Annotated in this window: 19 protein-coding genes; 17 read left to right on the top strand and 2 right to left on the bottom strand. The window is 69.3% G+C overall.

Features of this window, described 5'->3' with window-relative positions; all coding sequences use genetic code 11:
* Nucleotides 1–26: 26 nt before the first annotated feature.
* The 17 genes from rpsE to truA all read left to right on the top strand — a co-directional run bounded on the left by rpsE (nt 27) and on the right by truA (nt 11,072).
* Complete coding sequence (rpsE, locus tag H4696_RS30210; RefSeq protein WP_004558874.1) at nt 27–671, top strand: 30S ribosomal protein S5; 645 nt, start codon at nt 27–29, stop codon at nt 669–671.
* 1 nt (nt 672) lies between these two features.
* Entirely contained in the window at nt 673–858 is a 186-nt protein-coding gene (rpmD, locus tag H4696_RS30205) for a 50S ribosomal protein L30 (protein ID WP_033291195.1), read from the top strand.
* Nucleotides 855–1,301 carry a 50S ribosomal protein L15 gene (gene rplO, locus H4696_RS30200; RefSeq protein WP_086857318.1) on the top strand — a complete coding sequence of 149 codons (447 nt, stop codon included), beginning with the start codon at nt 855–857 and terminating at the stop codon, nt 1,299–1,301. The genes rpmD and rplO overlap by 4 nt, the downstream gene beginning before the upstream one ends.
* Nucleotides 1,302–1,602: 301 nt before the next feature.
* Nucleotides 1,603–2,376 (top strand): hypothetical protein, encoded by a 774-nt coding sequence (locus H4696_RS30195; protein ID WP_225955845.1) that lies wholly within the window; start codon nt 1,603–1,605, stop codon nt 2,374–2,376.
* 22 nt (nt 2,377–2,398) lie between these two features.
* The gene (locus H4696_RS30190; protein ID WP_249027085.1) at nt 2,399–3,010 is read left to right on the top strand and encodes a LysE family translocator; all 612 of its coding nucleotides are present in this window, start codon (nt 2,399–2,401) and stop codon (nt 3,008–3,010) included.
* 256 nt (nt 3,011–3,266) lie between these two features.
* Nucleotides 3,267–4,574 (top strand): preprotein translocase subunit SecY, encoded by a 1,308-nt coding sequence (gene secY / locus H4696_RS30185; protein ID WP_086862318.1) that lies wholly within the window; start codon nt 3,267–3,269, stop codon nt 4,572–4,574.
* The gene (locus H4696_RS30180) at nt 4,571–5,125 is read left to right on the top strand and encodes an adenylate kinase (protein WP_086862317.1); all 555 of its coding nucleotides are present in this window, start codon (nt 4,571–4,573) and stop codon (nt 5,123–5,125) included. Before secY ends, H4696_RS30180 begins: the two co-directional genes overlap by 4 nt.
* Nucleotides 5,126–5,169: 44 nt before the next feature.
* Nucleotides 5,170–5,946, top strand: coding sequence for a type I methionyl aminopeptidase (gene map / locus H4696_RS30175; protein ID WP_086862321.1), 777 nt, complete (start codon nt 5,170–5,172; stop codon nt 5,944–5,946).
* Between the two features lie 265 nt (nt 5,947–6,211).
* Complete coding sequence (gene infA, locus H4696_RS30170; protein ID WP_004558881.1) at nt 6,212–6,433, top strand: translation initiation factor IF-1; 222 nt, start codon at nt 6,212–6,214, stop codon at nt 6,431–6,433.
* 33 nt (nt 6,434–6,466) lie between these two features.
* Entirely contained in the window at nt 6,467–6,580 is a 114-nt protein-coding gene (rpmJ, locus tag H4696_RS30165) for a 50S ribosomal protein L36 (protein WP_004558882.1), read from the top strand.
* A gap of 205 nt (nt 6,581–6,785) precedes the next feature.
* Entirely contained in the window at nt 6,786–7,166 is a 381-nt protein-coding gene (gene rpsM / locus H4696_RS30160; RefSeq protein ID WP_034285908.1) for a 30S ribosomal protein S13, read from the top strand.
* On the top strand, nt 7,163–7,348 hold the full coding sequence (locus H4696_RS30155; RefSeq protein ID WP_013222623.1) for a hypothetical protein: 186 nt from the start codon (nt 7,163–7,165) through the stop codon (nt 7,346–7,348). The genes rpsM and H4696_RS30155 overlap by 4 nt, the downstream gene beginning before the upstream one ends.
* A gap of 18 nt (nt 7,349–7,366) precedes the next feature.
* On the top strand, nt 7,367–7,774 hold the full coding sequence (rpsK, locus tag H4696_RS30150) for a 30S ribosomal protein S11 (RefSeq protein WP_004558885.1): 408 nt from the start codon (nt 7,367–7,369) through the stop codon (nt 7,772–7,774).
* Nucleotides 7,775–7,797: 23 nt separating this feature from the next.
* Nucleotides 7,798–8,403 carry a 30S ribosomal protein S4 gene (gene rpsD / locus H4696_RS30145; protein ID WP_086862316.1) on the top strand — a complete coding sequence of 202 codons (606 nt, stop codon included), beginning with the start codon at nt 7,798–7,800 and terminating at the stop codon, nt 8,401–8,403.
* 102 nt (nt 8,404–8,505) lie between these two features.
* Nucleotides 8,506–9,576 carry a DNA-directed RNA polymerase subunit alpha gene (locus tag H4696_RS30140; RefSeq protein WP_004558887.1) on the top strand — a complete coding sequence of 357 codons (1,071 nt, stop codon included), beginning with the start codon at nt 8,506–8,508 and terminating at the stop codon, nt 9,574–9,576.
* Between the two features lie 40 nt (nt 9,577–9,616).
* A complete protein-coding gene (gene rplQ, locus H4696_RS30135) occupies nt 9,617–10,171 on the top strand; it encodes a 50S ribosomal protein L17 (RefSeq protein ID WP_086862315.1) in 555 nt (184 codons plus the stop codon).
* Nucleotides 10,172–10,244: 73 nt separating this feature from the next.
* Nucleotides 10,245–11,072: a tRNA pseudouridine(38-40) synthase TruA gene (gene truA / locus H4696_RS30130; RefSeq protein WP_086862314.1), complete on the top strand. Its 828-nt coding sequence runs from the start codon at nt 10,245–10,247 to the stop codon at nt 11,070–11,072.
* 70 nt (nt 11,073–11,142) lie between these two features.
* On the opposite strand, the gene H4696_RS30125 is transcribed toward truA, so the two are convergent.
* Nucleotides 11,143–11,862, bottom strand: a complete 720-nt coding sequence (locus tag H4696_RS30125) for a hypothetical protein (protein ID WP_086862313.1) — start codon at nt 11,860–11,862, stop codon at nt 11,143–11,145.
* Nucleotides 11,859–13,040: a type VII secretion protein EccE gene (gene eccE, locus H4696_RS30120; protein ID WP_169735060.1), complete on the bottom strand. Its 1,182-nt coding sequence runs from the start codon at nt 13,038–13,040 to the stop codon at nt 11,859–11,861. The genes H4696_RS30125 and eccE overlap by 4 nt, the downstream gene beginning before the upstream one ends.
* Between the last annotated feature and the right edge of the window lie 22 nt (nt 13,041–13,062).

Here is a 13,062-nt window from a genome sequence, read left to right as displayed (position 1 = left end):
AAGCTTGTTAACGGAAGGAAAGCCTGATGCCGGGACGTACACGGCAATTCGGCGGCGGCCAGGGTGGACCCGGCGGGCAGGGCGGCAACGACCGCGGTGACCGTCGCGACCGCCGTGACCGGCGCGACAGCGGTCGTGGCGGGGCGGCCCAGGACAAGACCCCGCACCTCGAGAAGGTCGTGACGATCAACCGCGTCGCCAAGGTCGTCAAGGGTGGTCGTCGCTTCAGCTTCACCGCCCTGGTGGTCGTCGGCGACGGCGACGGTCAGGTCGGCGTCGGCTACGGCAAGGCCAAGGAAGTTCCCGCGGCCATCGCCAAGGGCGTCGAGGAAGCGAAGAAGAACTTCTTCCGCGTCCCGCGCGTCGGCGGCACCATCCCGCACCCGATCCAGGGTGAGGAGGCCGCCGGTGTCGTGCTGCTCCGTCCGGCGTCCGCCGGTACCGGCGTCATCGCCGGTGGCCCGGTGCGCGCGGTGCTGGAGTGCGCGGGTGTCCACGACGTGCTGTCGAAGTCGCTCGGCTCCGACAACGCGATCAACATCGTGCACGCGACCGTGGCGGCCCTCAAGGGCCTGCAGCGTCCCGAAGAGGTGGCGGCCCGCCGTGGCCTGCCGCTCGAGGACGTCGCCCCGGCCCGGATGCTGCGCCAGCGTGCCGGCCAGGGGGTCTGACATGGCTCAGCTCAAGGTCACGCAGGTCAAGAGCAAGATCGGCACGAAGCACGCTCACCGCGAGTCGCTGCGCACCCTCGGGCTGCGCAAGATCCGCCAGAGCGTCGTGCGTGAAGACACCCCCCAGGTGCGCGGCCTGATCCACACCGTCCGCCACCTGGTGGAGGTCGAGGAGGTCAAGGCATGACGGCCATCAAGATCCACCACCTGCGCCCGGCTCCGGGTGCCAAGCGCGACAAGATGCGCGTCGGTCGTGGTGAGGGTTCGAAGGGCAAGACGGCCGGTCGCGGTACGAAGGGCACCAAGGCCCGGAAGAACGTGCCCGCCGGGTTCGAGGGTGGGCAGATGCCCATCCACATGCGGCTCCCGAAGCTGCGTGGGTTCAAGAACCGCTTCCGCACCGAGTACCAGCCGGTGAACGTGGGCGACATCGCCCGCGTCTTCCCGGACGGCGGCAAGATCGGCGCCGAGGAACTCGTGCAGGGCGGCCTGGTCCGCAAGGGCAAGCTGGTCAAGGTCCTCGGCAACGGCGACCTGAACGGCGTCAAGCTGGACATCACGGCGGACGCCTTCTCCGGCTCCGCCAAGGAGAAGCTCGAGGCGGCCGGCGGTTCGGCCACCACCAACTGAGCTGTTCCACGTTTCGAAGGCCCGCCCGGCTCGCGCCGGGCGGGCCTTCGGCGTGTCCGGGTTCCTTGCCGGGAGGCGGATCCGGACGGAGGATCGGGGAGTGGACAGATCACCGCAGGACCCGCCTGACCCCACAGGGTCGCCGCTGAGCTTCCCGGTCGAGGCACCCCGCCCTGGCGGCCTCGAGCCTGGTGCGGGCGCACCCGCGGGGGAGACGCCGAGGGTCGAGGCGCAGGCCGAGGCTCGGGAGTCTTCGGCGGAGGCAGGGCAGCCCGCGGCACCGGCGCCGTTGGACTTCCCGGTGGAGGCACCGCGACCGCCGGGTGTTCCAGCCGCACAGCCTTCACCACCTGCGTCGGCCGGCTTCTCCGGCGAGCCGCCACAGCCTTCGCTACCTGCGCCGTTCCCCGTCGCACAGCTGCCCGGCCTGCCGCCCCAGCCCCACCCACCACAACCACCCCAGCAAGCCCCCACCGAATCCCCGAAGCCGGCCGCCGCCGGGGTTCTGCGCTTCCTCCCACCCGCCCTCGCCCTCCTCTCAGCCCTCCTGGCCGTAGCCGGGACCCTCCTGCCGCTCTTCCGCGTCCAGGAGCACCTCAACCTCCGCCAGCGGTCCTTCGAAACCCGGCTGGCCATCACCCAGACCGCCTGGGGCACCACCATCGAAATCCCCGGCCAGGACGCCACCGACCGCGCGGGCGCGCCACTGGGCGTGCCGCTCGTCCTCGCCGCCGTCCTGCTGTTCGCCGCCGCCTTCGTGGCCTTCTCGCGGCCCGCGCGCGGGCGGTGGGTCATCGGTGGCGCCGCCCTCTTCACCGCCGGCGTGGTCAGCACCGTCGCGATGAACCGGTTCGAGCTGAGCGCGCTCGTCGGGACCGTCGACCTCGAAGTCGTCACCGGGGCCGGCATGTGGCTGCTGGTACTGGCCACCGCCGTGGCCGTCGCCGCCGCGGTCGTGGCGCACCTGTCCGTCCGGAACCGCGACTGGGCCGATCCGGCCGTCGCCTACGCCGATACGCCGACACCGCCCAGCGGGGTCGCGATCACCGTGCTCCCGCCCGAAGAACCCGGTTGACCGACGGCGTTACCGTGAAAACGTGTCGTGGCTGCTGGTCTTCTTCGGGGCGTCCCTGCTCATCGCGCTTACGCCAGGGGCGAACAACCTGCTGGGTCTCCACCACGGCATGACGCACGGTGTTCGCCGCGCCCTCGCCGGACTGGGCGGCAGGCTGGCCGCGTTCACCCTGTTGATCACGGCCGTCGCGGCCGGTTTGGGACAGTTGCTGGCCGCCTCCGAGGCCGCGCTCACGATCATCAAGTGGGCCGGTGTCGCCTACCTGCTCTACCTCGGCGTGCGCCTGTTCCGGTCGACGGCCGAAACGCGCGAACCGGACACCCGGCCCGCCGGCGCGTGGCGCGTCGCCCGAAAGGAGTTCGGCGTCGCGATCACCAACCCGAAGGCGATCCTGATCTTCACCGCGTTCGTCCCGCAGTTCATCGACGCAGGTCGCGGGCCGGTTCCGGGGCAGATCGCGCTTTTGGGCGCGGTGTACCTGCTGGCCGAGTTCCTGGCGGGCTCGGTCTACGTCGGGGTCGGCGCCGCCGCGCGGCAGGCCAAGCTGTCGCGGCGGGCCCGGCGCACCGTCGATCGCGGCACCGGGGTGGTGCTCGTCGGGCTGGCCGGCGTGCTCGCGTCAGCCAACGCTTGATCCACATTCTGTCAAGGAATACCGCCAAGACGCCGATGTGGATCAACCCGCCGGAGCAACCTTGGTACGGAAAACGCACACGGACTGCGGACACGCCCGGTGAAGCTGTTAGAGTCGGCGACACGCTTCGGGACGAGTGTGCCCCGAAGCGTTCCTGGCTTGCGTGCCAGTAGTGCTGTGTGTTCCCGCCGGCCACCGTGCCGGCCAAGCCGATCGTCGGTTGAGGACGGCCGACGACGCCGAGGAGGTCCCCCGCGTGTTCAGCGCCTTCCGCTCGGCTCTCGCGACGCCGGATCTACGCAAGAAGATCCTGTTCACGCTAGCCATCGTCGCGGTCTACCGAATCGGTGCGACCATTCCGGCACCCGGGATCTCGTACGGAGCCGTGCAGGCCTGTAGCTCCCAGGGCGGCCAGGAAGGCGTCTACCAGCTGCTGAACCTGTTCAGCGGCGGTGCGCTGCTGCAGCTGTCGCTCTTCTCGACCGGCATCATGCCGTACATCACGGCGAGCATCATCATCCAGCTGCTCACCGTGGTCATCCCGCGGTTCGAGGAGCTGAAGAAGGAAGGCCAGTCCGGCCAGGGCAAGCTGACCCAGTACACCCGGTACCTGACGATCGCGCTGGCGATCCTGCAGGCCACCGGCGTGGTCGCGCTCGCGGACCGCAAGCAGCTCTTCCCCGACTGCGACCAGCCGATCATCCCGGACAACAGCATCTACTCGCTGTCCCTCATCGTCATCACGATGACCGCGGGTACCGCCGTCATGATGTGGCTGGGCGAGCTGATCACCGAGCGCGGCATCGGCAACGGCATGTCGGTCCTGATCTTCCTGAACATCGCGGCGCGCATCCCGTCCGAGGGCGGCAACATCCTCAGCAACGCCGGTGGCGTCGGTCTGGCGGTCGTCTGCATCTTCGGCCTGATCATCATCGCCAGCGTCATCTTCGTCGAGCAGGGCCAGCGCCGGATCCCGGTGCAGTACGCCAAGCGCATGATCGGCCGCCGGATGTACGGCGGCACGTCGACCTACCTGCCGATCAAGGTGAACCAGGCCGGCGTCATCCCGGTCATCTTCGCGTCGTCCCTGCTGTACCTGCCGGACCTGATCAGCCGCCTCGTCGGCGACCAGAACGCCAACTCCGGCTGGCAGGTCTTCATCAAGAACTACATCGTGAACCAGTCCAGCTGGGTGCACATCGCGCTGTACTTCGCGCTGATCATCTTCTTCACGTACTTCTACATCACGATCACGTTCAACGTGGACGAGCGTGCGGAAGAGATGAAGAAGTTCGGCGGGTTCATCCCGGGCATCCGCCCCGGCCGCCCGACCGCGGAGTACCTGAGCTTCGTGCTCGGCCGGATCACCCTGCCGGGCTCGCTGTACCTGGGCATCATCGCGATCCTCCCGAACTTCTTCCTGTCGTTGACCGGTAGCGGGAACAACCAGAACTTCCCGTTCGGCGGCACGGCTGTGCTGATCATGGTCGGTGTCGGGCTCGACACCGTGAAGCAGATCGAAAGCCAGCTGATGCAGCGCAACTACGAAGGGTTCTTGAAGTGACGCGGCTGGTTCTCGTCGGTCCGCCCGGCGCGGGTAAAGGCACGCAGGCGGTGGCCCTGTCCGAGCAGCTGCGGATCCCGCACATCTCGACCGGTGACCTGTTCCGCGCGCACGTCGGCCAGGAGACCCCGCTCGGCCAGGAGGCGAAGCGCTACCTGGACTCGGGCGAGCTCGTGCCCGACTCGGTGACCAACGAAATGGTCCGCGAGCGGCTCGCGGAGCCGGACGCCAAGGTCGGCTTCCTGCTCGACGGCTTCCCCCGCAACACCAAGCAGGCCGAGGTCCTCGGGGAGATCCTGGGCGACACCGACGTCTCGCTCGACGCGGTGATCCAGCTGCAGGTGCCGGAGGACGTCGTCGTCGGCCGGCTCATGTCGCGCGGCCGCGCGGACGACACCGAAGAGGTCATCCGCCGCCGTCAGCAGATCTACGTGTCGGACACCGCGCCGCTGCTGGAGTACTACGCCGACATCCTCGTGACCGTCGACGGCGTCGGCAGCGTCGAGGAGATCTCCGGCCGGGTCCTGGAAGCGCTGCGCGACCGCACGTGAATCTCGGAGGGTTGCGTGTTCTGCAAGTGCTCCGCCGCGGGCGCATGATCGAGGTCAAGACCCCGGACGAGCTGCAGGCGATGCGGGCGGCGGGTCTCGTCGTCGCCCGTACCCTGGCGGCCGTCCGCGCCGCGGCGAAACCGGGCGTCAGCACCGCCGAGCTCGACGAGCTGGCCGAGCAGACGATCCGGGACGCCGGCGCGGTGCCGTCGTTCAAGGGCTACCACGGCTTCCCGGCATCGATCTGCGCGTCGGTGAACGAGCAGATCGTCCACGGCATCCCGGCGAAGACCCAGGTGCTGGCCGACGGCGACATCATCTCCGTCGACTGCGGGGCGATCCTCGACGGCTGGCACGGCGACTCCGCCGTGACGCTGGCCATCGGCGCCGTCTCCGACGCCGACCTGGCGCTCTCCGCGGCGACCGAAGCGGCGATGTGGGCCGGCATCGAGGCGGTCAGCGCCGGCGGCCGGCTGACCGACATCTCCTACGCCGTCCAGTCGGCCGCCGAACGCGCGGGCCGCGACGACGGCATCGAGTACGGGATGATCCTCGAGTACGGCGGCCACGGCATCGGCCGCCAGATGCACATGGACCCGTTCCTGCCGAACGTCGGCAAGCCCGGCAAGGGCCCGCGGCTCAAGCCCGGCATGGCGCTGGCGATCGAGCCGATGCTGACCGGCGGCGGTGGCGAGACCCGCGAGCTGGACGACGGCTGGACGGTCGTCACGGCCGACGGCTCGCGTGCGGCCCACTGGGAGCACACGGTGGCGATCACCGAAGAGGGTCCCTGGGTGCTCACCGCCCCGGAAGACGCCTGACCTGCACGTTCACCCACACGAGGTGATCGCGATCACGTCCACCTGCACGGTCCTTTAGCATGGTCACCCCCGGTTTGGGGGTCGCGACACGGCATGCGTACACTGTCAAGTCGGCGCACTTATCGCGCCCGGATCCTGCGCGCTCGTGAATTCACGATCTTGGGACTCGGGCACCAGTGTGCCACGCAACACCCAACCCAGCACTAGTGCTCGAGTTGATCACGGTGTGGCGACAGACGGTCGATGACAAGGAAATGCGGAGGACATGGCGAAGAAAGACGGGGCCATCGAGGTCGAAGGCCGCGTAGTCGAGCCGCTCCCCAACGCGATGTTCCGCGTCGAGTTGGAGAACGGTCACAAGGTCCTGGCACACATCAGCGGCAAGATGCGGCAGCACTACATCCGCATCCTGCCCGAGGACAGGGTTGTCGTGGAGCTCTCGCCCTACGACCTCTCTCGTGGTCGCATCGTCTACCGCTACAAGTGATCACGAAGAGCAGCTACTAGGAGAGCAGAAGACGTGAAGGTCCAGCCGAGCGTCAAGAAGATCTGCGACAAGTGCAAGGTGATCCGCCGTCACGGCCGGATCATGGTGATCTGCGAGAACCTGCGGCACAAGCAGCGGCAGGGCTGATCACTCGCACTCGACCAGAGTGGATTGACGGCTACACAACCTCCCCGCACCTGCCGGCTCACGTGAGTGAACCGGTTCACCCCCGGGCTTCAGGCCGGGGCTGGGACACCCGAGGCGCAAGCCGAGGGCACGACAGGCGAGTCGGTCCCGGAACCGGACGGGGAGCAGACCTGAAGATGAATTCAATGAAGGAGCATCAGCGCCAATGGCACGACTCGCTGGCGTAGACCTCCCCCGCGAGAAGCGGTTGGAGATCGCGCTTACGTACATCTACGGCATCGGCCGTACCCGCTCGAAGCAGCTCATCAAGGCTGCCGAGCTCAACGCGGACACCCGCGTCAAAGACCTCAGCGATGACGACCTCGCGAAGCTGCGTGTGTACATCGAAGAGAACTTCAAGGTCGAGGGTGACCTTCGCCGCGAGGTGAACGCCGACATCCGTCGGAAGATCGAGATCGGGTGCTACGAGGGCCTTCGCTGGCGCCGCGGACTTCCCGTCCGTGGTCAGCGCACGAAGACCAACGCCCGTACCCGCAAGGGTCCGAAGAAGACGGTCGCCGGCAAGAAGAAGGCTGGCAAGAAGTGAGCGTCCAGGGCAAGAAGGTCGTGCAGATGGGTGGCGTTCAGCGCCGCGGCTCGGCTTGTGTCTCGCCCAAGGCGCTCTACGCCCGCCCGATGGCGCTCCGCAACCTGTACACCGACGCCGGTTCGATCATCCGGCGCGGCCAGGCCGAAGCGGTCGCCGCTCACCAAGAGAACGCGCGCTAACAGGAGAACCCTCAGAACATGCCACCGAAGTCTCGTACTGCGGCCGGGGCCAAGAAGGTCCGCCGCAAGGAAAAGAAGAATGTCGCGCACGGTCACGCGCACATCAAGAGCACCTTCAACAACACCATCGTCTCGATCACGGACCCGACCGGTGCCGTGATCGCGTGGGCGTCGAGTGGTCACGTGGGCTTCAAGGGCTCGCGTAAGTCCACCCCGTTCGCCGCGCAGATGGCCGCCGAGAACGCTGCCCGCAAGGCCGCCGAGCACGGCATGAAGAAGGTCGACGTCTTCGTGAAGGGCCCGGGTTCGGGCCGCGAGACGGCGATCCGCTCGCTGCAGGCGGCCGGCCTCGAGGTCGGCACCATCCAGGACGTGACCCCGCAGCCTCACAACGGCTGCCGCCCGCCCAAGCGGCGCCGGGTCTGAGGAACGGGGAGGAGTAAGAAGAAATGGCTCGTTACACCGGCCCCGCGACGCGTATTTCGCGTCGCCTCAAGGTTGACCTCATCGGCGGCGACCAGGCTTTCGAGCGTCGCCCCTACCCGCCGGGCCAGCACGGCCGCGGGCGCATCAAGGAGTCCGAGTACCTCCTGCAGTCGCAGGAGAAGCAGAAGGCTCGCTACACCTACGGCGTTCTCGAGCGTCAGTTCGTCCGGTACTACAAGGAAGCCGTCCGGCGTCCGGGCAAGACCGGTGAGAACCTGCTGCAGATCCTCGAGTCCCGCCTGGACAACGTGATCTACCGCGCCGGCATCGCCCGCACCCGCCGCCAGGCGCGTCAGCTGGTGAGCCACGGCCACTTCCTGGTCAACGGCGTCAAGGTCAACGTCCCGTCGTACCAGGTCACCAAGTGGGACATCATCGACGTGCGGCCGAAGTCGTTCTCGATGCTGCCCTTCGTGGTGGCCAAGGAGTCCTTCGGCGAGCGCCCCATCCCGGCGTGGCTGCAGGTCGTCCAGTCCAACCTCCGCGTGCTGGTCCACCAGCTGCCGGAGCGTGCGCAGATCGACGTTCCGGTTCAGGAACAGCTGATCGTCGAGCTCTACTCGAAGTAGTCCGGCCCCGGTCGGACCGGGCGGCGGCGCAACAGGTGCGCCGCCGCCGCGCCATCCCTTCGACGTCATATGGCGGGCGTCGTCTGGAAAGGAAAACAAGGAATGCTGATTTCCCAGCGGCCGGCTCTCGGCGAAGAGACGGTCAACGAGACCCGCTCCCGGTTCACCATCGAACCGCTGGAGCCCGGCTTCGGCTACACGCTCGGCAACTCGCTGCGTCGTACGCTGCTGTCGTCCATCCCGGGCGCGGCCGTGACGAGCATCCGCATCGACGGCGTGCTGCACGAGTTCACCACCGTTCCCGGGGTGAAGGAAGACGTCACCGACATCATCCTGAACCTCAAGGAGCTCGTGGTGTCCTCGGAAGAGGACGAGCCGGTCACCATGTACCTGCGCAAGCAGGGCCCGGGTGAGGTCACGGCGGCCGACATCGTGCCGCCGGCGGGTGTCACCGTGCACAACCCGGATCTGCACATCGCGTCGCTGAACGGCAAGGGCAAGCTCGAGATCGAGCTCGTCGTCGAGCGCGGCCGCGGTTACGTTCCGGCCCTGCAGAACAAGCAGGCGGGCGCGGAGATCGGCCGGATCCCGGTCGACTCGATCTACTCGCCGGTGCTCAAGGTGACCTACAAGGTCGAGGCCACCCGTGTCGAGCAGCGCACCGACTTCGACAAGCTGATCCTGGACGTCGAGACCAAGCCGTCGATCACGCCGCGCGACGCGGTCGCGTCGGCCGGCAAGACGCTGGTGGAGCTGTTCGGTCTCGCCCGCGAGCTGAACGTCGACGCCGAGGGCATCGAGATCGGCCCGTCGCCGCAGGAGGCGGACACCATCGCCGCCTACGCGATGCCGATCGAGGACCTGGACCTCACCGTCCGGTCGTACAACTGCCTCAAGCGCGAAGGCATCCACACGGTGGGCGAGCTCGTCTCGCGCAGCGAGGCGGACCTGCTCGACATCCGCAACTTCGGCGCCAAGTCGATCGACGAGGTCAAGCTCAAGCTCGTCGGCCTCGGCCTCGCGCTGAAGGACAGCCCGCCCGGGTTCGACCCGACCGCGGCGGCCGCCAGCTACGACGGTGAAGGCTGGTCGGAGGGTGTCGGTGGCATCGCCGACGGGATTTCGGACGGCCACGACGATGGCCAGGACTACGCAGAGACCGAGCAGCTCTGAGGCCTTCGCCCGGACGCTGTGAGCTGAACTAGGAGAACCAATGCCCACCCCTACCAAGGGAGCCCGGCTCGGCGGGTCGTCCGCGCACGAGCGGCTGATCCTGGCCAACTTGGCCACGCAGCTGTTCGAGCACGGCAAGATCACGACGACCGAGGCGAAGGCGAAGCGGGTCCGCCCGCTGGCCGAGAAGCTGATCTCGAAGGCGAAGCGGGGCGACCTGCACAACCGCCGTCTGGTGCAGAAGGTCGTCCGTGACAAGGACGTCCTGCACAAGCTGTTCGCCGAGATCGGTCCGCACTTCGCGGAGCGTGCCGGTGGCTACACCCGGATCACCAAGACGATGCCGCGCAAGGGCGACAACGCCGCCATGGCCGTCATCGAGCTGGTGTCCGAGAAGACGGTGACTTCGGAAGCCGAGCGCGCTCGCAAGACGAAGTTCGCCAAGGACGAGAAGGCCGCCGCTCCGGCCGCGGAGGAGACCACCACCGAGGCTCCGGCCGAGGAGGCTCCCGCCGCCGACGAGGCCAAGGCCGAGGACACCGCCGCCGAGACCGAAGCGCCGGCTTCGGACGACGCGGACGCCAAGAAGGACTGACGTCCTGACGGCTGGAAGCACACCGGACGAGCCCGCCACTCCCGCTGGGGAGGGCGGGCTCGTTCGTCTGCGCCTGGACGTCTCCTACGACGGCACGGACTTCTCGGGCTGGGCCCGCCAGCCGGGCCGCCGGACCGTCCAGGGGCTCCTGGAGGAGGCGCTGCAGCGTCAGCCGCCCGGGGCGTCGGTCCCGAAGTCCGTGGTCGTGGCGGGCCGCACGGACGCCGGGGTGCACGCGACCGGGCAGGTGGTGCACGTCGACGTGGTGCCCCTTTCCGAGCCCTCCGGCCGCATCCCCGTGTCCGCCGAGGGCATCCCCGATCTGACCCGCATGACGGGCCGCTGGAACCGCCTCCTGCCGGGCGACGTCCGGGTGCTGGGCGCCCGGATCGCGCCCGAGGGCTTCGACGCGCGGTTCTCGGCCATCCGCCGTCACTACCGCTACCGGGTCTCGGACGCGCCGTGGGGCGTGGATCCGTTGCGCCGCCACGACACCCTGGCCTGGAACCGTCCACTGTCGACGGACGCGATGAACGCGGCGGCTGCGGAACTGCTGGGCTTGCACGACTTCGCGGCCTATTGCAAGCAGCGCGACACGGGCACGACGATCCGCGAGCTGCAGCGCCTGGAGTGGACGCGGGTGGACGAGCACCTGCTGGAGGTCCGGGTCTCGGCGGACGCGTTCTGCCACTCGATGGTCCGCAGCCTGGTCGGCGTCCTCCTGCTGGTCGGCGACGGCCGCCGCACGGACGCGTGGCCGTCGAAGGTGCTGGAGAGCGGCATCCGCGACAGCGCGGTGGCCCCGGCCCACGGCCTCACCCTCCTGGGCGTGGACTACCCGCCGGACGCCGAACTCGCCGCCCGCGCGGACCAAACCCGCAACGTCCGCACCGCCCCCTAGCCAAAAGCCGTGAAGGCCTCCTTACCGGCACTTATGACCGGTAAGGAGGCCTTCACGGCAGTTCGGCAGGTCAGTCGCCGCGGCGGACCGGGCCCAGGAGCTGCTGCTCCTTGCCTGTTGTCACCAGGCGCAGGGGGCGCCAGAGGTTGCGGCCCAGTGCCACGACTTGGTCGTCCTTCAACGTCGTCAGCTGCCGCATCATCTGCGGCGGGAGGCGCCAGATCCGCGCCGCCAGCTCGGCCTGGCCCGCCGGGAGGCGCTGCATCAGCACCAGGTCCGCCGCGTTGGCCGTCGCGCCCGCCTGCGGGTGCAGGTACGGGAGGACGTAGATCGTCGTCTGCCAGGGCGACCGCGGCGGGAACAGGTCCTGCGGGGTCGGGCCGCCGTCGGTGACGACCAGCAGCGGCGCGTCCTCCGACGGCCTCGGCAGCTCGACCGGGGACAGCCGGCGGATCTGCACCAGCGGGGACGGCCGGCCGTCACGGCTGCCGGCCGCGCGGGAGAGCACCTGCCACTCCGTCGGGCGGCCCGTCGCCACCACAACCCAGGCGCCGACCGCCATCGCGCGCATCGCCACCTGGCGGGCCAGGTACAGCCCGCCCACCAGCACGATCCGCGTCGGGGTCGAGCGCAGCGCCGAGATCGTCAGCGGCTCGCCCTTGAGGCCCGAGCCGAGCACGATGCCGCCGCGGTCGCCCGAGGGGCTGATCGCGTCGAGCATCGCGGGGTCCACGGTGAACTCCGGCGACACCCCGGTGTTCTGCCCGGCGTCGCGGACGCGGGAAGTCATGCCGTACCTCCGATCGGCAACGTCGCGGCGAACGCGGAGACCTGCAGCCCGCGCAGCGGGGTCAGGTCCACCCCCAGCCGCTCGGACAGCCCGTGCAGCCGCTGGTCGGCGGCGTCGAGCTCACGCGGGTTGCGCGCGCTCAGCCGGACCACGCCGCGCAGCCCGATCTTGCCTTCGTCGGACGCCGGGGAAATCGACATCGCGAGCGTCGCCGACAGCGCGCGGACGCTCGTGAGCGCGTCGAGGCTGCCGGCGATCTTGCCCTTCGGCCAGCCGGTGATCGCGTAGCTCGCGTGGCCGATGCCGGCCGCGGTCACCCCGGACCAGCGTTCCTGCAGCGTGACCTTGTTCGGCGAACCGGCGACGGCGGTGAGCTCGGCGGCCGAGATGCCGGCGCGCAGCAGCTCGTCCGGGTCGAGCGGCCGCGTCGGCACACCCTGGGACTCGAGTGCGTTGCGCACTCGCGAAAGCGCGCCGATCAGCGCGCGGTGGGCGCCGACGACGCCGCCGCCGCGCTCCCGGATCGCCGCCGGGCAGCGCTTCGGGTCCAGCCGGATCGCGACCCACGTCGTCCGCCGCGCCGCCGCGGGCAGCGGCCCGAGCACCTCCATGTAGGAGCTGAGGGCCGGCGAGTCCGACGGCAGCGCCGCGCTGCCCGGGTAGCAGTGCCAGATCATCTGGATGGAGTCGAGGACGACCCCGCGGTCTTCGAGGCACGGGGCGAGCGCCGACAGCGGCAGGCTCGGCGCGCCACCCGCCTGGGTGATCAGCGCCGGCGTCGGCTCGACGAGCAGCACCGCCGTCCACGTGCCGTCGTTCCAGGCGAGGCCGACCTGCTGGCGCTCGTGGTCGACGCCGTGGGCCACGACGAGGTCCGGCACCGCGATGCGGAGCAGGTTCACGCGGGCGTCGTCCGGGCCGGTCACGGTGGTCTCTTCGGCCGCGAGCTCCTCGACGGTGCTCGGCGGCAGCGGGGTCGCGGTCCGGTCGTGGGACCGGAACGAGTAGCGCAGCGTCAGCCCGACCCACTGGGTGAACCAGCGGCCGCGCCAGCGCAGCAGCGCGACGATGAGGGCGAGGCCGACGATGCCGATCCCGACGTACTTGAGCGACATGTCGATCGCGAGCAGCACCAGCCCGATGGCGAGGCCGACCTCGAGCACGACGAGGTTCGCCACGGGCAGCGGGCCGAGGTTGACG

Source organism: Amycolatopsis lexingtonensis (assembly GCF_014873755.1).
GTDB classification, from domain to species: Bacteria; Actinomycetota; Actinomycetes; order Mycobacteriales; family Pseudonocardiaceae; genus Amycolatopsis; species Amycolatopsis lexingtonensis.
This window is presented reverse-complemented; position numbering and strand designations above follow the sequence as displayed.